Origin of the sequence: Nocardia implantans (assembly GCF_035544775.1) — a bacterium.
Classification (GTDB): Bacteria; Actinomycetota; Actinomycetes; order Mycobacteriales; family Mycobacteriaceae; genus Nocardia; species Nocardia implantans.
In genome coordinates, this window is the sequence record NZ_JAYKYQ010000001.1 from 110,324 (window position 1) to 129,392 (window position 19,069).

General features: G+C 69.6%; 21 protein-coding genes. 8 read left to right on the forward strand and 13 right to left on the reverse strand.

From position 1 onward, the window contains the following. Positions 1-58 precede the first annotated feature (58 nt). The 3 genes from U3653_RS00535 to U3653_RS00545 all read right to left on the reverse strand — a co-directional run bounded on the left by U3653_RS00535 (position 59) and on the right by U3653_RS00545 (position 3,483). Positions 59-1,195 carry an FUSC family protein gene (locus U3653_RS00535; protein ID WP_195081038.1) on the reverse strand — a complete coding sequence of 379 codons (1,137 nt, stop codon included), beginning with the start codon at positions 1,193-1,195 and terminating at the stop codon, positions 59-61. A gap of 72 nt (positions 1,196-1,267) precedes the next feature. Next, entirely contained in the window at positions 1,268-1,720 is a 453-nt protein-coding gene (locus U3653_RS00540; RefSeq protein WP_195080827.1) for a DUF3151 domain-containing protein, read from the reverse strand. A 311-nt stretch (positions 1,721-2,031) separates the two neighbouring features. Next, positions 2,032-3,483: a hypothetical protein gene (locus tag U3653_RS00545; RefSeq protein WP_195080828.1), complete on the reverse strand. Its 1,452-nt coding sequence runs from the start codon at positions 3,481-3,483 to the stop codon at positions 2,032-2,034. Positions 3,484-3,745: 262 nt separating this feature from the next. On the opposite strand from U3653_RS00545, the gene U3653_RS00550 reads away from it, so the two are divergent. Next, positions 3,746-4,711: an Rv0361 family membrane protein gene (locus U3653_RS00550; RefSeq protein ID WP_323124690.1), complete on the forward strand. Its 966-nt coding sequence runs from the start codon at positions 3,746-3,748 to the stop codon at positions 4,709-4,711. Between the two features lie 98 nt (positions 4,712-4,809). Then, the gene (locus U3653_RS00555; protein WP_195080829.1) at positions 4,810-5,871 is read left to right on the forward strand and encodes a fused (3R)-hydroxyacyl-ACP dehydratase subunits HadA/HadB; all 1,062 of its coding nucleotides are present in this window, start codon (positions 4,810-4,812) and stop codon (positions 5,869-5,871) included. A gap of 10 nt (positions 5,872-5,881) precedes the next feature. Here U3653_RS00555 and U3653_RS00560 read toward each other — a convergent pair whose 3' ends face one another. Continuing rightward, on the reverse strand, positions 5,882-7,348 hold the full coding sequence (locus U3653_RS00560; RefSeq protein WP_195080830.1) for a glycoside hydrolase family 183 protein: 1,467 nt from the start codon (positions 7,346-7,348) through the stop codon (positions 5,882-5,884). Between the two features lie 283 nt (positions 7,349-7,631). On the opposite strand from U3653_RS00560, the gene U3653_RS00565 reads away from it, so the two are divergent. Together U3653_RS00565 and U3653_RS00570 are read left to right on the forward strand one after the other, a co-directional pair. Continuing rightward, entirely contained in the window at positions 7,632-7,997 is a 366-nt protein-coding gene (locus tag U3653_RS00565) for an excalibur calcium-binding domain-containing protein (protein WP_195080831.1), read from the forward strand. A 35-nt stretch (positions 7,998-8,032) separates the two neighbouring features. After that, the gene (locus tag U3653_RS00570; protein ID WP_323124689.1) at positions 8,033-8,359 is read left to right on the forward strand and encodes an excalibur calcium-binding domain-containing protein; all 327 of its coding nucleotides are present in this window, start codon (positions 8,033-8,035) and stop codon (positions 8,357-8,359) included. Here U3653_RS00570 and U3653_RS00575 read toward each other — a convergent pair. Next, positions 8,356-9,474 (reverse strand): BTAD domain-containing putative transcriptional regulator, encoded by a 1,119-nt coding sequence (locus tag U3653_RS00575; RefSeq protein WP_195080833.1) that lies wholly within the window; start codon positions 9,472-9,474, stop codon positions 8,356-8,358. The two genes, U3653_RS00570 and U3653_RS00575, sit on opposite strands and share 4 nt — an antisense overlap. A 25-nt stretch (positions 9,475-9,499) precedes the next feature. Then, complete coding sequence (gene fbaA, locus U3653_RS00580; protein WP_195080834.1) at positions 9,500-10,534, reverse strand: class II fructose-bisphosphate aldolase; 1,035 nt, start codon at positions 10,532-10,534, stop codon at positions 9,500-9,502. A gap of 298 nt (positions 10,535-10,832) precedes the next feature. Here fbaA and U3653_RS00585 point away from each other — a divergent pair, with 298 nt between their 5' ends. Beyond that, on the forward strand, positions 10,833-11,489 hold the full coding sequence (locus U3653_RS00585) for a DedA family protein (RefSeq protein ID WP_323124692.1): 657 nt from the start codon (positions 10,833-10,835) through the stop codon (positions 11,487-11,489). A 5-nt stretch (positions 11,490-11,494) separates the two neighbouring features. Beyond that, positions 11,495-12,193 carry a DedA family protein gene (locus tag U3653_RS00590; protein WP_323124688.1) on the forward strand — a complete coding sequence of 233 codons (699 nt, stop codon included), beginning with the start codon at positions 11,495-11,497 and terminating at the stop codon, positions 12,191-12,193. Between the two features lie 7 nt (positions 12,194-12,200). On the opposite strand, the gene U3653_RS00595 is transcribed toward U3653_RS00590, so the two are convergent. The 3 genes from U3653_RS00595 to U3653_RS00605 all read right to left on the reverse strand — a co-directional run bounded on the left by U3653_RS00595 (position 12,201) and on the right by U3653_RS00605 (position 14,622). Further along, entirely contained in the window at positions 12,201-13,286 is a 1,086-nt protein-coding gene (locus U3653_RS00595) for a glycoside hydrolase family 76 protein (protein ID WP_195081041.1), read from the reverse strand. A gap of 270 nt (positions 13,287-13,556) precedes the next feature. Further along, entirely contained in the window at positions 13,557-14,267 is a 711-nt protein-coding gene (locus U3653_RS00600) for a TrmH family RNA methyltransferase (protein ID WP_195045969.1), read from the reverse strand. Between the two features lie 19 nt (positions 14,268-14,286). Continuing rightward, a complete protein-coding gene (locus U3653_RS00605) occupies positions 14,287-14,622 on the reverse strand; it encodes a DUF4190 domain-containing protein (protein ID WP_067796688.1) in 336 nt (111 codons plus the stop codon). A 178-nt stretch (positions 14,623-14,800) separates the two neighbouring features. Between U3653_RS00605 and U3653_RS00610 the strand changes: the two genes are divergently transcribed. After that, entirely contained in the window at positions 14,801-15,379 is a 579-nt protein-coding gene (locus tag U3653_RS00610; RefSeq protein ID WP_195080836.1) for a Uma2 family endonuclease, read from the forward strand. A gap of 63 nt (positions 15,380-15,442) precedes the next feature. Continuing rightward, positions 15,443-15,889 carry a DUF3592 domain-containing protein gene (locus U3653_RS00615; RefSeq protein WP_067796682.1) on the forward strand — a complete coding sequence of 149 codons (447 nt, stop codon included), beginning with the start codon at positions 15,443-15,445 and terminating at the stop codon, positions 15,887-15,889. On the opposite strand, the gene U3653_RS00620 is transcribed toward U3653_RS00615, so the two are convergent. The 4 genes from U3653_RS00620 to U3653_RS00635 are packed head-to-tail and all read right to left on the reverse strand — an operon-like array spanning position 15,873 to position 19,045. Continuing rightward, complete coding sequence (locus U3653_RS00620; RefSeq protein ID WP_195080837.1) at positions 15,873-16,580, reverse strand: lysoplasmalogenase family protein; 708 nt, start codon at positions 16,578-16,580, stop codon at positions 15,873-15,875. The genes U3653_RS00615 and U3653_RS00620 overlap by 17 nt on opposite strands. A gap of 2 nt (positions 16,581-16,582) precedes the next feature. Next, the gene (locus U3653_RS00625; protein ID WP_195080838.1) at positions 16,583-17,641 is read right to left on the reverse strand and encodes a beta-ketoacyl-ACP synthase 3; all 1,059 of its coding nucleotides are present in this window, start codon (positions 17,639-17,641) and stop codon (positions 16,583-16,585) included. Between the two features lie 50 nt (positions 17,642-17,691). Then, entirely contained in the window at positions 17,692-18,240 is a 549-nt protein-coding gene (gene pyrE / locus U3653_RS00630) for an orotate phosphoribosyltransferase (protein WP_067796674.1), read from the reverse strand. Between the two features lies 1 nt (position 18,241). After that, entirely contained in the window at positions 18,242-19,045 is an 804-nt protein-coding gene (locus U3653_RS00635; RefSeq protein ID WP_195080839.1) for an SDR family NAD(P)-dependent oxidoreductase, read from the reverse strand. Positions 19,046-19,069: the final 24 nt, after the last annotated feature.

Consider the following 19,069-nt stretch of genomic DNA (forward strand, 5'->3'; position numbering starts at 1 on the left):
TCCGGCGCGGACCACTGTGCCCGGCACGAATGTCCGAATACCGCTGAGTAGTACGGCTTCAGACCTCGGGCCGCACGTAAGGGTTCTTGACCGTCGGCGGCAGCAGGGCAATCGCCGAGATACGTTGCACGCCACACACCTGCATCAGGTCTACCAGCGTGGATCGCACCTGCGCGAAGACGACGTGCGCCGAAAGCCCCGCGCCGGCTACCAATTCCGGTCGCGCGCCCTTCGCGACCGAGCGCAAGACGCGGGCCGCCTCGGCGCGGTCGGGCTGCTCGCCGGGGTCGGCCAGCATCATCCGGCGCACCACGTCGACGGCCTGGCCGAGCCGCTCCACTTCGTCGATCAAGCCAGGGTTGAGGATTTCGTCGTCGCGCACCAGGGTCAGGGAGCGCCGCAACAGGACTCGGGTGTTGCGGATGGCGTTGTCCAGCGGATCGGCCGTGGCCCTGATGCGTTCGAGGCGGGGGCGGGAGTTCCAGTACAGCGGGGAGATCCGGCTGATCTCGCGACCGCCTTCCAGGGTGGCGCGCAGCGAGTCGATCTGCGGCTGGGTGGCGCGCATCGCGGTGAGCGCGCGGTGCAGCTTCTCCGGATCCTGTTCGAGCAATCCGTCGGCGCATTCGGTGATCGATCTGCCCATCACGCCGAGGATGTCGGCGGCCAGCGTCCGCGCCCTGCGCACGGGATGCAGGGGGATCGCGGCGACCACCACCACGCCGACCAGACCGCCCACCAAGGCGTCGATCATGCGGGAAAGGCCACCGCCCGCCGATGGCGGCAGCAACGTCGCGACCAGTACGGCGGAGCTCGCCGCCTGCACGGTGATGACCGGACCGCCGTCCAGGAACACCGCCGCGGCCATGGCGACCGCGACCACCAGCGCGATCTGCCACACGCCGGTACCCGCGTGGGAAATGAACAGATCGCCGATGCCGATGCCGACCGCGACGCCGACCACCAGCTCCACCGAGCGACGCAGCCGCGCGCCGAAGGAGATGCCCATCGACACGACGGCGGCCGTCGGCGCGAAGAACGGCAGCGCGTGGCCGATGACGTGATGCGCGAGAAACCAGGCCAGCGCTGCGCCGACCGCGCACTGGACGATCGGCAGCGCCGACCGGCGCAGCCGGGCCCACGAGGCGCGCAACCGCGCCGCGCCGCGCGCGCGGGCCGCGCCGAACCGCGACATCGGGTCGAACGCACCCGGCGCCAGGCCGCCACCCGTCATCGAATCGCTACGCGGTGCTCCGATCACTACGACTCAGTCGAGACCGAGCTCCGCGGCCGCGTTGGGGTCGCAGTCTTCCAGCAGGTCGAGGCAGCGCGCGTACTCGTCGTTCTCGCCGATCGCCTTGGCGGCGCGAGCCAGCGCGCCGACGCTGCGCAGGAAGCCGCGATTGGGTTCGTGGCTCCACGGCACCGGACCGAAGCCCTTCCAGCCGTTGCGGCGCAGCAGGTCGAGGCCGCGGTGGTAGCCGGTGCGGGCGAACGCGTACGCGGCGATGATGTCGTGATTGACCGCATCGTCCTCGGCTTCGCCACGGGACAGCGCCGCCTCGGCGAGATGCGCCCAGGCGATCGAGGCGGCGGGGTGCTCGGCCGCGACCCGCACCGGATCGGCGCCGTCGAGGAGCGCGTCCTCGGCGTCGGAGAGTTCTGGTAGCAATACCGGTTGCGGTCCGAGCAGGTCACCGAACGAGGTCATGCGGTTCATTGTGCACCGCACGACGGTTTGCTCGTCAGGCGGCTGCGCTCAGGCGGGGAGACGGACGGCCGCTGTTTCGCCGATGCCGGTGTGCCCGGTCCGCGGCCTATCTCGTGGCTGTCCGACCCCGGTTCGGCGCCGATGACTTCGCAACGGCCGCGTGCACCCCGCGGACGGCTGCGTCCCGCTCGTTCCCGTGACGCCGTCCCCTCTTCCCACCCCTGCGCCGTCCACTGCGCGAGTCGCTCCGCGTCCGTTCGGATCGACGTGGACTGATGCCGGACCTCGCCGGGCCACGACCATTAGGCTGGCCGTCGAGTTCAAACAGTTCCGCTTTGACGAGGGGTGTGCGTGTCCGACCCGAACGACGAGAAGAATCCGGCGCCCAACAGCGCCGAACCGGCCGACGCCGCCGGGGCCGACGCACGCCCCGGCGCTGGCACCGACCGCACCCCGGCCGCGGACAAGAGCGGCCCGGCGGCATCCGCCGCGCCCACCGAACGCATCGCCAAGGCGCAACGGCCGGATGCCGCGCCCGCCGGGGCCGGCCCATCCTCGGGTCGCGGCGCGTCGGCGGCGAGCCCGAAGGCGGGGTCGGGCGGTTCGGTTCCCGGCGCGCAGGCAGCCCGAGCATCCGCCGATCCGGGCAGCGGTCCGACCTCGTCCAAGAGCACCGACGCGCCGTCGAACGCGGGGGGCGCGAAATCAGCGAACGGTCCTGCGGGCCAATCGAACTCACCGGCCTCCGCCCAGAGGCCCGGCGGCTCCATGCCTGCGGGGACCGCGCAGAACGCGGGGTCCGGCCAAAGCGCGGGGTCCGGGCAGCCTCCCTCGCCCGCAGCGGGCGGCGCGAAGCTCGTAACTCCGGACAATCGAACAGGCTCCGCCGCACGACCTGCTTCCTCGAATCCCCCCGCTGCCGGCGTCCGGAGTGAGTCGGCCGCACCCAAGGCCAGTGGCACGACCTCCGAGGGCACACCGTCCTCCGGTCCGGCATCCGACGCGAAGACTCCGTCGCCGAGTTCAGCGCCGAGGCCCGCGGGCGCAGCCGCTTCTGGCGCGCCGGGCAGCGTCGGTAAACAGAACCCCCCTGCCGCCACACAGCACCAACCGGGCCGACCCGGCGCGACACCAGCGGGCAGCCAGAACACACCACCACCCTCCGGCTCCGCACCGGGCGGCGCCGGTAAATCGCACGCACCCGCTGCCGAACAGCCCCAATCGGGCCGACCCGGCGCGACCCCGGCAGGCAGCCAGAACCCGTCGCCGTCCGCAGGCTCCGCCGCTTCGAGCGCGCCGGGCGTCAAGGGCGCGGCGCCTTCCGGACCGGCAGGTCCCGGCCGGGCGAACGCCCCGATAGACGAGGTCGGTAGCCGATCAGCGCGCACCGGCGCGGGCGCGTCCGCACCGAGTCGGACCACGGGCGCCGATGCGGAGACCACCGAGATCGACAGCAAGTCCGCGTCGAAGCAGCGGGAGTCCGGCGGCGCACCGCGGCCCGGTTCCGCACCGAACCCACCGCAGACCGGCAGCGCACCGAAGCCCGCATCCGCACCGAACCCACCGCAGACCAGCGGCGCACCGAAGCCCGCATCCGCACCGAACCCACCACAGACCAGCGGCGCACCGAAGCCCGCATCCGCACCGAGCCAGCCGGAGACCGGCGGCGCACCGCGGCCCGGTTCCGCACCGATCCCACCACAGACCAGCGGCGCACCGAAGCCCCCCACCGCGCCGAACCAGCCCGGCGATGCCCGCACTGTGGTGATCAAACGGGATCAGACGCCGTCGGGTGCGGCGCGCGGTTCCGCGCCGGGCACGGCTCCTGCGAGCGGATCCGCTGCGCAAGACGCTGCATCGCAACCAGTTCAACCCGCCAAGGGCAAGGCAGCACCCGAGTCCGGTGCGAAAGCGGGACCCGCCGGTGGCGCGGCCGCCGCGAAGGGGACGCCGGGCGCGTCGGGTGATTCCCCTTCCGCCGCCTCGGAGGCGAAGAGTTCGCCGAGCCCGCAGGGCGGCGAATCCGCGACCGTCGTGATACGCAAGCCGCAGCCGTCGGCCGGACCGGCTCCCGCGCAGGAGCGCGCCGCCGAATCCACTCCGGCCGAGGCGCAGAACCCGCCCGGTTCGGATGACGTCACGATGGCGATGCCGGTGGTCGGCCTGGACGACGCGAAGACCGTCGCGCTGCCCATCCAGCGTCCCGCCGACGGCGGAAGGCCGGGCACCGATCGCGTGGTCACGCCACCGGCGGGTCCGGTTCCGGTCACCAAGCCGCCGAGCACGCCGCGTCCGGCTCCGGGCCCCAAACAGCCCGGCCCGCACGGCGCGCCGCCGCAGCACGGACCGGGAGTCGAGGACACGCGCCCGTCGCCGCAGCGCCCCCAGGGCCGGCCGCGACAGGTGGCGACAGCGCCGTCCCCCGCGGACGTCCAGCAGACCGTGCCCGCGCAGTCGATGGGCGATCCGCGCGCGCCGCAGACCCGGCCCGTCGCACCGCCGCAGCGGATCCCTCCGGCTCCGCAGCCCGGCGCGGGCGCGTCGGCCGGCGGCCCGGCTCGGCCCGATCGACGGCTGATCGTGCTCGGCGCGGCGGCCGTGGCGGTGATCGCGCTGATCGGGGTGATCGTGGCGCTGGTCACGATGTCCGGCGACGACTCTCCCGAGGCTCAGGTGCGCAGCGCCATCACCAGCTACACCGACGCGCTGAAGAGCGGCGATCTGGACGCGCTGCGCTCCACCACGTGCGGTCCGCTGCACGACTTCTATCAGGGCATTCCGAGCGACCAGTTCGCCGGCGTGCACAAGTTGTCGATGGAACGCAAGAACATCCCGGTGGTGGACAGCATCGACGCCATCCGCATCACCGACGGCACCGCCATCGCGCAGGCCACGGTCTACACCGAGGCCGACCCGGCGAAGCGGTCGGCACGCACCTTCGACCTGCAGCACACCGACGACGGATGGAAGGTCTGCGACCCGCCCTCGAGCACCCAGTAACCGCGCCGCATTGTGATAGCGGGCACGCATCGATGCCGGTCACGCACGTCACACCCACCTGGTCAATGGTCCGGTCCGGCAGTAGCATGGCCCGGATCATGAGCAGGGAGCAGACGATGGCGCGGCCGGAAATCGATGTCGTCCCGGTGACGCCGATCGGACAGCGTTTCCGGGTGCGTGACCACTACGAGGTCGGCCGGGAGAAGGTCAGGGAATTCGCCCGCGCGGTACAGAACCACCACGCGGCGCACCAGCGCGAAGCCGACGCACGCGCGCTCGGGTACTCCGGGCTGATCGCGCCGCCGACCTTCGCCTCGGTGATCGGGATGAGCGGGACGAGGGCGCTGCTCGACTCGGTGCTCACCGAGTACGACCTCTCGCAGTTCCTGCAGACCGATCAGGTCTTCGAGATCTACCGGCCCATCCTGGCCGGCGACCGGGTGCGCAGCGAGATCATCATCGAATCGATCCGGCAATTCGGCGACAACGACTTCATCCTGGTGCGCTTCTCGCTGAGCAACCAGCACGGCGAGGTCGCCATCGTCGGGTCGACCACGATCGTCGCGCGCCGCGGCGCCGATGTCGGCGCCACGCTCGACGACGTGGTGGAGAACATCATGATGCACGGCCGCCCGGTCGAATCCCGCAGCGCCGACTTCGCGCACAACGACGCGCTGGTGTCGCTCGGCGTCAGCCCGCTGGTGGAGCCGGAGCGGCACGAGTCCACACCCGTGCACACGCTGCCCGCCTTCGACGACCTCGCCGCGGGCGATCGGTTGCCCGACGGCGCGTTCCGGCTGACCCGCGGTGACCTGGCGAACTACGCGGGCGTGTCCGGCGACGCCAATCCCATTCACTTCAGCGACCACGCCGCGCAGCTGGCCGGGCTGCCGACGGTGGTCGCGCACGGCATGCTGACCATGGGCTTGGCCGGCGGCTACCTCACCTCCTGGCTGGGCGATCCCACCGCGATCCAGAAGTTCAGCGTGCGGTTCTCCGGCTTCGTCCCGGTCGCCGCCGACGCGGCTGGCACGGTCGAGTTCACCGGACGGATCAAGTCGCTGGACTCCGCCGCGCGCACCGCGACCATCCTGCTCGGCGGCACCTCCGAGGGGCGCAAGTTGTTCGGCCGCGCGCTGGCCGAGGTCCGGCTGCGCTGACCGGAGCGGATCACTCGCCGACGGCCGAGTGCATCAGGTAGACGTTGTAGTCGCTCCAGGTCGACATGGTGAAGTAGAGATCGGAGCCCGACGACCACGGGTGGATGAAGCCGCCGTACAACTCCGGATAGCTCAGCGCCGACACCGTCGGCGTGCTGTCGGACCACACCCCCTGCGGTGCGTCCGCCTCCCGGACGACGAGCGCGGCCTTCGTCGTGTCCAGGTAGCTCATCTGCCAGACGTCGCGGGCGGCGTCGTAGCGGACCGACAGTTCACCGACGGGGCCGTCCACGATCGGCGTGGCCGAGCCGAAGCCGCCGACAGGGGTCCAGGCGCCGTCTCGCCAGTACTGATAGGCGGTGGTGTTGAGCAGCTGGTCTTCCGGCACCCTGGCCAGGCCGACCGCGCCGAGGCGGGTATTGGGCGTGCCGAACATGTAGACGTAACCCCCGTGCGGCACCATCGCGCTGACCTGGAAGTTCGCCAGCCCGAAGATGTTGTCCCAGCGGGCGTGCGGATCCTTCGTCCAGGTCTGGCCGTGGTCGTCGGAGTAGGCGATGCCGCCGTAGTTGGTGAAGAACGTGCCCGGCAGGCTGTTCCAGGTCCGAATGGACATGTAGCTGAGGTACTGTCGCCCGCCCAGCGCGAAACCCGAGGTGGGAATGGTGGTGACCTCGACGTTGTCGAGCTTGCGGCTGGAGAGCACCTCGGCCGCGTGGCAGCGGTCGTCGGTGACCATCCGGTCGAAGCTCACCCCGTCGGCGAGATCGCGGTCGGTGCTGAAAGCCAGCACGTTGCTGCGCCAATCCAGCCCCATACCGCCGGGCGGATGGAAGCCGCGCCCGACGGTGTCGCCGAACGCCGTCGCGATCTCGCCGGGTGCGCTCTCCCACATGATGCCGAGATCGGTGCCGTCCACCTGCCAGCGTTTGTCGGTGCGGTTCACCGAGTTCGCGCCGGTCAGCTTCGCCACCTCGCGGGCCGGACTCAGGCGCGGGGCCGGGCGGGCGGGTGACTGCGCCGCGGGTTCGACCGGCGGCTGCACCGGCGGTGGTGGAGGCGGCACCTGGCCGGGATCGGGACCGGGGCCCGGGATCGCGAAGTGGAACGGTTTGGGATTGAGCAGGATCTCCGGAATGCCGAGCTGTGCGGCGAGACTCGGTGAGGGTGCGGGCAGATCGGTGAGATCGGGGCAGGGATTGGCGCAGGGGTCCGGCGGGAGTTCCATCCGCGTTCGCTTCGGCGCGGGTTCGGGCAGCTGCGCCGGGAGCACGGTGACCACCGGATAGGGAATCGGCACCTCCAGCGTCTTCGGCACCAAAGGCTCGTGAGTCGCCACCGGGTCGGTCGCGCACGGCCCGACTCCCGCGAGCGGGCCTGCCGCTTCGGGCTCGGCGGCGGCAGACCCGTCGGTGTACACGAGCATTCCCGCGCCGACCACGATCGCGCCGATCGCGGCGAACATTCGCATCGCCATTGCAAACCCCTCGAAATCCATTGCGGACACGAACCTTGCGAAGACGAACCAGGGGAACGACCCTACCCCGTTCGCCTTTCGAAAAGGGGCAGACCGACACGCCCAATAAAGAGGATGAATCTGCTTCATTTCCACGGCGAAGCGTCCCTGATTTGCTAGCGTCCATTTCGCGGCAACTCCAGTCGGGGAGAGCGGCCGTCGGAGCGCGTCTGCGCGCCTGAATTCGAAACCGTTTGCGCCGAGCGTGTTCCATCATGCGCGGCCCCGACCAAGAACGGATCACATGAAGAACGCACTCCTGCGCGCCTTGCTCGGCATCGGCTCCGCCGGTCTGCTCGCCACCGCCGTCGTCACCTTCGGGTCGCCCGTCGCCGCGGCAGATCCACTCACCGACCTGCTCTGCGGCTCCGGGTCCGCGCAGTTCTGCCCACCGCAGGCGGCGCCGCCTCAGGCCCCTCCGCAGCCGGGTAATCCACCGGCCCCGAACAACCCACGGCAGCCGAACAATCCGCCGCCGCAAGCGCCACCGAGCCCGTACTACAAGAACTGCACGGAAGTCCGCAACGCCGGTAAGGCTCCGCTGTTGCGCGGACAGCCGGGTTACGCCCCGCACCTGGACCGCGACAACGACGGAATCGCCTGCGAATAGGGCGCACCGGCCGATCCGGGAGCAGGATGGAGGACGTGACCAAGTCAGTTCTCCGCGTCGCACCCGCGATCGCGGCGGCGCTGCTGGCGGCGGGAGCGAGCGCGCTCGTGCCGTCGGTGGCGTCCGCCGCCGCGCCCCCGGCTGTCGCGATCGCCGGACCGCACGACGACCACCCGATCCCGCACAACCGGACCGGGCCGAAGGGCGACAGCGCGCGACCCGAGGAACCCGCCGAGCGGTCCCCCGAGATCTACACCGACTGCGACCAGGTGCGCGCCGAGGGCGCCGGGCCGCTGTACCGCGGGCAACCCGGCTTCAACGCGCACCTGGACCGGGATGGCAACGGCATCGCCTGCGACTAGTGCAGCGCCTGGAAGGTCAGGATCGTCCCGCCGATCCTGATCCGGTCGCCGTCGGCGAGCAGCACGCCGCTGTCGATCGCGTCGTCGTTGACGAACACGCCGTTGGCCGAATGCAGATCCTTGATGAGCAGACCGGAGCGACTCGGCATGATGTGCGCGTGGTAGCGGCTGGCTCGCGGATCCTCCAGCACCAAGTCGTTGTCGGTCATCCGGCCGATCCGCAGGCCGCCCTGCGCGATCGCCACCACGCGACCGTCCGGCATCCGCAGCTGGCCGGAGCGGACGGCGCGCGGCACCTCGGTGACCGTCTCGGTCATCGCCGCGGCCAGGCGTTCCACTTGCCGTAGTTCGACCGTGCTCAGCGGCTCCTGCCGCAGCACGCGCTGCTCCAGATCGATCAGCGCCGGTCCCGGATCGATGCCGAGCTCGTCGGCGAGCACGCCGCGCACCTTCCGGCACGCCTCCAGCGCGTCCGCCTGCCGGCCGGACAGATACAGCGCGGTGATCAACTGCCCCCACAGCGGTTCCCGCAGCGGGTGCTCGTTGGTCATCGCGACCAGCTCGCCGATCACCGAAGACGCTCGCCCGCAAGCGATCTCGGCGTCGATCCGGGCCGAAGCGGCCAGCAGCCGCTCCTCGTCCATGGCGGTGGCGAATCCGTCGGCGAACTGCAACCCGGCCAGATCGGCCAGCGCCCGGCCGCTCCACTCGCGCAGCGCGGAGCCGAACAGCTGCGCCGCCCCGGCGTGATCGCCCGCCTCGGCGGCGCGGGCGCCCGCCTCCCGCGCCGCCTGGAAACGGCCCAGATCACACGCGGTCTCGTCGATCTCCAGCCGGTAGCCCGACGACTCGGTGCGCAGCACCGCCGCCGGGTCGACGCCGGAATTGCGCAGCGCCTTGCGGATGTTCGAGACGAAGACCTGCAGACTGGCGGCGTAGGCGTCGGGCGGTTCCTCGTTCCACACCAGATCGGCGAGCGCGGCCGACGACACCGCGCGCCGCCGATTCACCGTGAGCGCGGCGAGCAGAGCTCGCGGTTTGGGCCCGCCGACGGCCACCGGCTCACCACCGACGAGCAGCCGAACGGGCCCGAGCACGCGCACATCCAAACTCATGTGCACCAAGCTGGGTGTATCAGGATCAGGCGCTGATCGAGCGTCCAGCCGACTTGAGATCGTTGCACGCCTCCACCACGCGCGCCGCCATCGCCGCCTCGGCCTTCTTCAGGTAGCTGCGCGGGTCGTAGGTCTTCTTGTTGCCCACTTCGCCGTCGATCTTCAGCACGCCGTCGTAGTTGGCGAACATGTGGCCGGCCACCGGCCGGGTGAACGCGTACTGGGTGTCGGTGTCGACGTTCATCTTCACCACGCCGAAGCGCAGCGAGTCCTCGATCTCGGACTTCAGCGAGCCGGAACCGCCGTGGAAGACGAAGTCGAACGGCTGCGCGTCGGCGCCGAGGCCGAGCTTGGCCGCCGCGACGCGCTGGCCCTCGGCGAGCACTTCCGGCTTGAGCACCACGTTGCCCGGCTTGTACACGCCGTGCACGTTGCCGAAGGTCGCCGCGAGCAGGTACTTGCCGTTCTCACCCGCGCCGAGTGCGTCGATGGTCTTCTCGAAGTCCTCCGGGGAGGTGTAGAGCTTCTCGTTGATCTCGGCCTCGACACCGTCCTCCTCGCCGCCGACGACGCCGATCTCGACCTCGAGAATGATGTTCGCGGCGTGAGTGGCCTTCAACAGCTCCTTGGCGATCTCGAGGTTCTCGTCGATCGGGATCGCGGAACCGTCCCACATGTGCGACTGGAACAGCGGGTTGCGGCCCGCGTTGACCCGCTCCTGGGAGATCGCCAGCAGCGGACGGACGAACGTGTCCAGCTTGTCCTTCGGGCAGTGGTCGGTGTGCAGCGCGATGGTCACGTCGTACTTGGCCGCCACCACGTGCGCGAACTCGGCCAGCGCCACCGCGCCCGTGACCATGTCCTTCACACCCTGGCCCGAGCCGAATTCCGCCCCGCCGGTGGAGAACTGGATGATGCCGTCGCTGCCTGCGTCGGCGAAGCCCTTGATGGCCGCGTTGATGGTCTCCGACGACGTGCAGTTGATGGCCGGGAAGGCGAAGGAATTGGCTTTGGCCCGACCGAGCATCTCGGCGTAGACCTCCGGAGTCGCGATGGGCACTGTAAGACCTCCGTGTTGTGCGGCAAAGACCTATTTTGTCAGCCTTCACCCTAAGGCAGCGGTGTTTCGCCTGGTATGCAGGGAGGCGGTGCGCAGTTGACGCACCGGTAATTTTGCGCACAGCACGAGCATTCTCAGGCGGAGCCGGTACTGTGGGGCCGGTAATTTGCGCTGGCAGCTTCCGACGCGGTGGCAAGCGATGCAGGCCAGCCGTATCGGGACAGGAGGCCACGTGATTCTGCAGGCAGCGACAGAATCGGTGACGAGCAACCTCGCGCTGACCGAGTTGCTCGATCCGATGCACCTGCTCACGGAAACGTGGCTGAAGGACGCGGTGCTGCCGGCCATCCTGGTCATCGTCTTCATCGAGACCGGCCTGCTGTTCCCGATCCTGCCCGGCGACTCGCTGCTGTTCACCGGCGGCCTGCTCGCCGCGCAGCCGAATCCGCCGGTGTCGATCTGGGTGCTGGTGCCCGCCGTCGTGCTGATCGCGTTCGCCGGGGACCAGTGCGCGTATTGGATCGGCCGGGCGATCGGGCCCGCGCTGTTCCACAAAGAGGACACCCGGTTCTTCAAGAAGCACTACGTCACGCAGACGCACGAGTTCTTCGAAAAGCACGGGCCGAAGACGATCATCCTGGCCCGCTTCGTGCCCATCGTGCGCACCTTCATGCCGGTGCTGGCCGGCGTCTCCAAGATGGACTACCGCAAGTTCGTCGCGTTCGACATCGTCGGCGCGCTGCTGTGGGGCGGCGGTGTCACGGTTCTCGGCTACTTCCTGGGCAATGTCGCGTTCATCCGGGACCACGTGGAGGCGATCTTCTTGCTCATCGTCTTCGTGTCGATCCTGCCCGGCATCACCGCGGTGGCGAAGAAGCTGCTCGGCCGCAATGCCACGGCACAGGAGCAGACCGAGGCGGAACTGACCGCTTCGACCAGCGAATCCACCCGCTGAAGCCGGTGACGACGGAATCGTCGCCCCTAGCCGTGGGCAGTTTCGATCCACTACTGTCGGCGGGCCCCGCGCTCGTCTGGACGGTGGTGCTGACCTTCGTTTTCCTCGAATGCGCGGTGATCCTCGGGCTGTTCCTGCCCGGTGACTCGATGCTCATCACCGCGGGCATCGTGATGGCCTCGCACGCCTCGGGGGAGGCGCACGTCTGGGCGCTGTCGGTGGGCGCGATGGTCGCGGCCATCGCGGGCAACCAGGTGGGCTACGTCATCGGACACCGGACCGGACGGCATCTCGTGGCCCGCAAGAACGGCAGATACATCAACGTCCGCAATCTGCAACGGGTCGCGGAGCTGCTGCATCGGCACGGATTCGTCGCGGTGCTGATCGCCCGGTGGATCCCGTGGGTGCGCACCCTGTGCCCCTCGGTCGCCGGCGCCGCTCGGATGGACCATCGCAAGTTCACCATCGCCAGCACCATCGGCGCGATCGTCTGGGCGCCGGTGCTGTTGCTCATCGGGTACTACGCGGGCAATTTCCTGCAGCGCGTGGAATGGCTGATGCCGATCGTGATCGGCACGCTGGTGGTCGGCCTGGTCATCGGCACGGCGCTCGGCGTGCGGCACTACCGGCAGGAAATGTCCCAGCCCGCCGAGGACTTCGCGCTGGAAACGGCTCCGAGCGCCGTGCTGGAGCCGGAAGGCTGATCCGCGGTCACAGCCCCGCGGCGCTGACCTGGTAAGCCGCCTCCATGAGCAGCCAGCCCGACAACTGCACCGACATGTCGCGCCCCGGCACCTTCGACGAGGTGACCGAGCCGCCGGAGGTGAAGTAACCGGCTCCCGCGCTGCCGCCGGGCAACTGCGCGGGCTTGCTCCAGTCGTGCCCGAACAGTGGCTCGCCCTCGACCTGCAGCCGGTTGGCCCATGCCGCCTTCGCCGACGCGGTGACGATCGCGGCGGCCGCACGGCGATCGGCGACCTGCTGCGCGTCCTCACCCGGCAGCATCACCGCGACCAGCGCCAGGTACCGGGCCAGGATGCCGTTGAACAGCCCGCCGTCACCGCCCCCGCCGCCGTTGACCACGCCATTGGTGGTCATGTGCTCCTCGACCGCCGCGAGCAGCCGGTGCACGCGCTCGGTGTGCCTCGCTTCGCCGGTCTGCACGGCCAGTTCCGTCTCCAGGCCGAGCACCACGCCCTGGCAGTACGTGAACACCGGACGCTCGATCTCGCCGGAGGGCAGGTGGATGCCGTCGAGGATCAACCCTGTCTCCGGATCGCGCAGCGTCGCGTCCAACCAGTCGGACATCTCCTGCGCGCGCTGGACGCGCCCGAGACGCAGCAGCGCGATCGCGGCGGGACCGTTCGCCGGTGCGTTGAAGTAGTCCGAGCCGATGCGCCACGGCAGGCCGCCGCCGACCTCCGGTTGCCAGCCGTCGTGCAAACGCTTCTCCAGCGCGACCAGCGCGCTTCGCACGTCGGCCCCTTGGGTTCGCTCGGCGCGTTCCAGCGCGATGGCCAGCCAGGCCATGTCGTCGTAGTATCGGTTGGTCCAGCCGGTGATGTTGCGGAAGCGGTGCGAGCGCGCCAGCGCGGCGATTCGCCTGCGGCGCAACGGCGTCGGCGCCCGGTTCGCGGCGTCGATCGCGCACTCGATCAGGTGCGCCTGCCACCAGTAGTGCCATGCGCCGAAGATTCGCTCGCGCTTGGTCGCAGGCCAGCCGACCACGCCGAGTTCGGTGCCGGGCAGCGCCCACAGCGCGCGCAGATGCCGGGAGACGATCGACGATTCGGCCATGTCGGCCCGTTCGGACCACAGCGTCGCGGGCGCGACGGGTTCCCGGCCCGCCGGTGCACGGCCGGCCGGCGGACGCGGTGCCGCGGAGCCCGTCTCGGCGTGCTCCACGCTCGGCACCTCGATATCGTCGCTCCGCGAGGTCATGGGTCAATGGTGCCAGGCCAGAACGCATTCATGCGCCCGATTTGTTACGAAAGCGATGTGCAATCGTGCCGGTGGGCTTCGGTGATCGAAGATCGCCTGCTCAGGGGATCGAACGCGGCCAGGAACTCACCATGCGGTCGTCAGATCGGCGTGTTGCCGGATCCAGGCGTGCATCGCGATTCCCGCGGCGACTCCCGCGTTGATGCTGCGGGTGGAGCCGAACTGCGCGATCGACACCGTCATCACGGCGGCCTGCTTGGCGTGGTCGGTGACACCCGGGCCTTCCTGGCCGAACAGCAGCAGGCACGCGCGCGGCAGCGTGACGGTCTCCAGCGGCACCGAGCCGGGCACGTTGTCGACGGCGACCACGGTCAGTCCGGCCTGCTCGCTGAACGCCAGCAGTTCGCCGATGTCGGCGTGGTGGCGGATGTGCTGGTAGCGGTCGGTCACCATGGCGCCGCGCCGATTCCACCGCCGTCGCCCGACGATGTGCACGGCCGCGGCGGCGAAAGCGTTCGCCGTGCGGACCACCGTGCCGATGTTCGCGTCGTGCCCGAAATTCTCGATCGCGACGTGGAACGGATGCCTGCGCCGGTCGATGTCGGCCACGATCGCCTCGCGGCTCCAGTACCGGTAGGCGTCGACCACATTGCGGCGGTCGCCGCCGGCCAGCAGTTCGGGATCCAGGCGCGGGTCATCCGGCGGCGGCTCGGCGTGCTCGCTAGCCCACGGACCGACGCCGTTCGGGTGCTCGCCCCATTCCGTCGGGCCCGGTAGATCCTGCTCCGCCGCGTCCGGCACTGGGTGACTCACCCCAACGATGCTAATTCCGGCCATCGTGCCCGCGGCCGGTGGCTCAGTAGCTGGACGAACTCCCCGCGAACGCGCCTGCCAAGGCGAGCACCAACATCAACAGCAGGAACAGCAGGCTCAATGCCATCAGCGCGGTCGCGATGATGCCGCAGATGTATCCGGCGTTGACATTCCCCCGGCCACCGATGGTCCCACCGGAGGCGTCGATCTCGTTGAGCGCCCGCTTGCCCATCACCCACGCGAAAGGCCCCATGAGCTGGCAAAGCACGAGACTCAGGATGCCCAGGATCAAGATCGTGGTGGATTGCGGATGGTCCGGTGCTCCGTAGGCCCCATAGGCTGGATAACCGTACGGCGGCGGCTGCGGCGGGTAGCTCATCAGCAGGATCGTAATGGGTGCCGGTGGGGGTGCGCACACACCACTTTCGACGGGCAGCTTCCCTCCGCCGCCGCGTCCTGGCGGTATTACGACTCGAGAGCCGACGTCGCTGTGGTTTGTCGGCCTGGTGTGCCAAACTGGCCCCAACGCGGTATCCGTGCGGGGAGGGGAGGAAGCGATGACCGTCGAAGTGAACTGGCCTGATCATCTGCTGACCCTGGAGGACTGGATCGCGCTGCCGGAGGACAGCAGCCGAAATTACGAGCTTGTCGAGGGGGTTCTGGTCGTGTCACCGAGGCCGGTCGTGCGTCATCAATTCGCGGTCTGGCAGCTCGCGGCGCAAATCCACCCTCAACTACCGAAAGAGCTCGCTGCGGTAGGTGAAGCCGAGTTGGTTGTCGATCCGGCGCAACCCCCTACGGTGCGCGTGCCGGACGTCTTGGTCATCCGCCGCAAAGCGCTCACCGACGATCTCGCACGCGTGCATCCGGAGGATGTGAAACTCGCCGTCGAAATTCTGTCGGCTGGTTCCCGGCGAACCGATCGTGTCACCAAGTTCTTCGAATACGCCGAAGTCGGCATCGAGCACTATTGGCTCATCGATCTCGATGAACCGGCCAGCCTCAGCGCCTACCGACTGATCGACAGCGACTACGAGCTGGTCGCCGAGCGGTCGGGCTCGGTGACAGTCGATCTGGCGGGAACGCCGGTCACGATCGACCTTGTCGCCCTGTCGAGCGATTATCTCGGCGAATAGGTCAGCACCGCCGAAGGTGTGCGGGCCTATCCTGGAGGTCTGGCACTCGGGGTGGAGGCTGGTATGGATCACGAGCGGATACTGCGCACGGTGCTCGGGGTGACCGCCGGGTATCTGATCCTGCTGGCGCTGTGGTTGGGGTGGGTGGTGCACCGGACGCCGTCGGGAACCGTGCCGTATCAGATCGTGGCGCTGGTCGGGTTGTTCGGCTCGTGCCTCGGCGTCGGGATGATGCTTGCCGGGCGGCCGTCCAAGGCGGATCGTCAACTGTGGCGGCACGGCCTGGAAGGGTGGGCGACGGTCGAGGGCGTGCACCCGCTGGAGCGCACCGATCATCACACCGAACTCACCGAGCTGGATCTCGAACTCACCGTCCCCGGCTCCGAAAGTTACCGTGGCACGGTGGTTTTCGACGCCACACCGGCCGACAAACCCCGACTCGCGGTCGGTGAGATCCTCTCGATCCGCGTCGACCCGGCGAACCGGGATCGCATCATTCTGGTGCTGTGAGCACCGGCTTCACATGCGCCTTCGGATCGGCGAGCAGGTACTGCGCGGCCGCGTAGGTCGCCAGGATCACGCCTTCGGTCACCCGGCGCGCCCGCTCACCGCGAGCGAACAACCGCCGCACCACGATGAGTCCGTCCGACACGGTGAACAGCAGCGCGCCGAGGCCGAGGCGACTGCGCGGATCCATGCCGGGAACGTTCACGCCCGCAATGTTTTTCGTGGCGGGGGCCAGCGCGGGGTCCGACGCGAGCACGGCTGCGGCGCCCAAGGTGACGCCATAGGCGGTCAGCGGAGCGGCCACCGTGGGAGCTTTCTTCCGCAGCACCCCGGCCACCCCCAGCCAGGCGGCCACCCGTGGTACGGCCGCCCCTGCGGTGGGCCTGCCACCCATCCGCCACCACAGCGTGGTGTACCCGGCCTGCATCACCGCGAACGACGACGCGCCCGCGATCAGCCTGCGGTCGTCATCCGGATCTATGAGCAGGATGTCGCCGACCGTCGCCGCGCCGAGCGACCCGATCAGCACCGTGCGCTCGGTGGACGGCAGCTGCCCGCCTTCGGTCGCCACATCCGCCGCGAGCAGCGGCATCAGCAGCGGCTTGGCGATCCACTGCGCCTTCTCCCGCCCGGTGACCGCGCCGTAGACGGTGAGCGCCGCCGCCGCGAGATACCCGGCTCGAAAAGGCCGCATGCTCAGAAGCTCGGCTCGGCGGGTGCGGGCGGCAGCGTGACGACCTGGCCCGCGTAACTCAGGCCGGCGCCGAAGCCGAGCAGCAACGCCGTCTGCCCGCCCTTGGCCTTGCCGGTGACCAGCATCTCCTCGATCGCGAGCGGAATGGACGCGGCCGAGGTGTTGCCGGTGTTCTCGATGTCGTTGGCCATCGGGATCTCGTCGGCGAGCCCGAGGTTCTTCTTCATCAGCTCGTTGATCCGTGCGTTGGCCTGATGCGGGACGAAGACCTCGATGTCCTCCTTGGCCACGCCGGAGACCTCGAGCGCGGTGGACAGGGCGCGCGGCAGCGTGACCGCGGCCCACCGGAAGACCCGAGGGCCTTCCATCCGCAGCGACATCCGGCCGACCGGATCCACGGCCGGGTCGAGACCTTGCATGGCCTGGGCGCGCTGCATGTATTCCAGGAAATCGATGTCCTGCATGATCGCGGCGGCGTTCTCACCGTCGCTGCCCCAGACGGTGGGCGAGATGCCGTTCTCGTCGCTCGGGCCGACCACGACCGCGCCCGCGCCGTCACCGAAGATCATCGCGGTGCCGCGGTCGGTGGGGTCGAGCCCGACGGTCATCGTCTCGGCGCCGATGAGCAGCACGTACTCGGCGGAACCGGACCGGATCATGTCGGCGGCCACGCCGAGGCCGTATCCGAAGCCACCGCAGCCGGAGGTCAGGTCGAAGGCGGGCACGCCGTTCATGCCGATGTCGTAGGCCACCTGCGGCGCGCCGTGCGGGGTGAGGGTCAGCCAGCTGGAGGTCGCCAGGATCACGGCGCCGATCTTCGAGCGGTCGACGCCGCTGTTGACGATCGCGCGTTCGCCCGCCGCCGCCGCGATCGACCGCAGCGTCTCGTCGCCGCTGATCCAGCGCCGGTTGCGGACACCGGTGCGCTCGTAGATCCACTCGTCGGTGGAATCCAGCACCTCGCAGACCTCGGCGTTGCTGACCAGGCGTTTGGGTCGGTAAGCGCCGATTCCGAGCATCGCCACGTTCTCGCGGCTCCTGTTGACTGCAATGCTCACCACTGGTGACTCACACGACCCTTCACCTTCGAAGACTTAGACCATCGTCCAGGCTATCCCAGGGCGAGATCCTTCAAGCCGAGGATCGACCGGTACTCCAGGCCTTCCGCGGCGATCACCTGGTCGGCGCCGGTTTCCCGGTCGACGACGGTGGCGACGCCGACCACGGTAGCGCCCGCGTCGCGCAGCGCGCGCACCGCGGTCAGGGGTGAATTGCCGGTGGTGGTGGTGTCCTCGACGACCAGCACCCGCTTGCCGGCGACATCCGGGCCTTCGATCTGGCGCTGCATGCCGTGCGACTTCGCGGCCTTGCGCACCACGAAGGCGTCGATCGGGCGGCCGGGCGCGTGCAGCACGGCCAGCGCCACCGGGTCGGCGCCCATGGTCAGGCCGCCGACGGCGTCGAAGTCCCAGTCCGCGACGAGTTCGCGCAGCAGTTTGCCGATCAGCGGGCCCGCACTGTGGTGCAGGGTGGCGCGGCGCAGGTCGACGTAGTAGTCGGCCTCCTTGCCCGAGGACAGGGTCACCCGGCCGTGCACGACGGCGAGCTCGCGCACCAGCGCGGCCAGCCGGTCCCTGTCGTTGGTAATCACGTCGATCATGTCAAGTCCTTCCGCGTGCGTCGAACAGCCCGCGATCGAGCCGGGCCCCCAGGGTTCGCGGGATCATTCCGGCGACGGTGGTGAGCGCTTTGTACTGCATACCGGGCACGCTGAGCACCCGGTCCTTCTCCAGATCACGCAGTGAGCCGGCGACTACCTGCTCGACGCTCAGCCACAACGCTTTCGGCAGCGAGGGCATCGCGATGCCTGCTCGCCGGTGGAATTCCGTACGGACGAATCCCGGGCACAGGGCTTGGACCCGGACTCCGGTCCCGGCCAGTGCTCGCGCCAACCCTTCGGTGAAGGATACGACGTAGGCCTTGGACGCCGAGTACGTCGACCCTCGTCCTGGAATCAGGCCCGCCACGCTGGCCACGTTGACGACGCGGCCGTTGGCCGCCGCGATCATCGGCGGCAGCGCCGCCCTGGTGAGCCGCATCACCGAGGTGACGTTGACGTCCAACTGCGCCTGCAATCGCTCGGGCGGCAACGTCCAGAACTCCCCGGACTGCCCGAAACCCGCGTTGTTGACCAGGAATTCGACGCCGTCGGCCAGCCGCGCCGCGACCCGCTCGCGGTCGTCGGCGGCGGCGAGGTCGGCGACGATCAGCTCCGAGCGGGTGGCGAAGCGGTGCTCCATCTCGGTCGCGATGGCGGTGAGCCGCTGCTCGTCCCGAGCCACGAGCACCAGGTCGTAGCCGAGCGAGGCCAGCCTGGTCGCGTAACCGCGGCCGATACCGGAGGTAGGTCCGGTGATCAGAGCCACAGGACGGGTGGCGCCGGGCAGCCGGGGATGCTCGGTCATGACGGCGCGATCGATCGCAGCCGC

Bases quoted from the DNA above. Each gene is read 5' to 3' on its own strand.
- U3653_RS00620 (WP_195080837.1), bottom strand. From the start codon at position 16,580: ATGCGGCCTTTTCGAGCCGGGTATCTCGCGGCGGCGGCGCTCACCGTC.
- U3653_RS00565 (WP_195080831.1), top strand. From the start codon at position 7,632: ATGAAGAACGCACTCCTGCGCGCCTTGCTCGGCATCGGCTCCGCCGGT.
- U3653_RS00615 (WP_067796682.1), top strand. From the start codon at position 15,443: ATGGATCACGAGCGGATACTGCGCACGGTGCTCGGGGTGACCGCCGGG.
- U3653_RS00575 (WP_195080833.1), bottom strand. From the start codon at position 9,474: ATGAGTTTGGATGTGCGCGTGCTCGGGCCCGTTCGGCTGCTCGTCGGT.
- U3653_RS00605 (WP_067796688.1), bottom strand. From the start codon at position 14,622: ATGAGCTACCCGCCGCAGCCGCCGCCGTACGGTTATCCAGCCTATGGG.
- U3653_RS00555 (WP_195080829.1), top strand. From the start codon at position 4,810: ATGAGCAGGGAGCAGACGATGGCGCGGCCGGAAATCGATGTCGTCCCG.
- U3653_RS00595 (WP_195081041.1), bottom strand. From the start codon at position 13,286: ATGGCCGAATCGTCGATCGTCTCCCGGCATCTGCGCGCGCTGTGGGCG.
- U3653_RS00540 (WP_195080827.1), bottom strand. From the start codon at position 1,720: ATGAACCGCATGACCTCGTTCGGTGACCTGCTCGGACCGCAACCGGTA.
- U3653_RS00585 (WP_323124692.1), top strand. From the start codon at position 10,833: ATGCACCTGCTCACGGAAACGTGGCTGAAGGACGCGGTGCTGCCGGCC.
- U3653_RS00560 (WP_195080830.1), bottom strand. From the start codon at position 7,348: ATGGCGATGCGAATGTTCGCCGCGATCGGCGCGATCGTGGTCGGCGCG.
- pyrE (WP_067796674.1), bottom strand. From the start codon at position 18,240: ATGATCGACGTGATTACCAACGACAGGGACCGGCTGGCCGCGCTGGTG.
- U3653_RS00635 (WP_195080839.1), bottom strand. From the start codon at position 19,045: ATGACCGAGCATCCCCGGCTGCCCGGCGCCACCCGTCCTGTGGCTCTG.
- U3653_RS00535 (WP_195081038.1), bottom strand. From the start codon at position 1,195: ATGTCGCGGTTCGGCGCGGCCCGCGCGCGCGGCGCGGCGCGGTTGCGC.
- U3653_RS00610 (WP_195080836.1), top strand. From the start codon at position 14,801: ATGACCGTCGAAGTGAACTGGCCTGATCATCTGCTGACCCTGGAGGAC.
- U3653_RS00600 (WP_195045969.1), bottom strand. From the start codon at position 14,267: ATGGCCGGAATTAGCATCGTTGGGGTGAGTCACCCAGTGCCGGACGCG.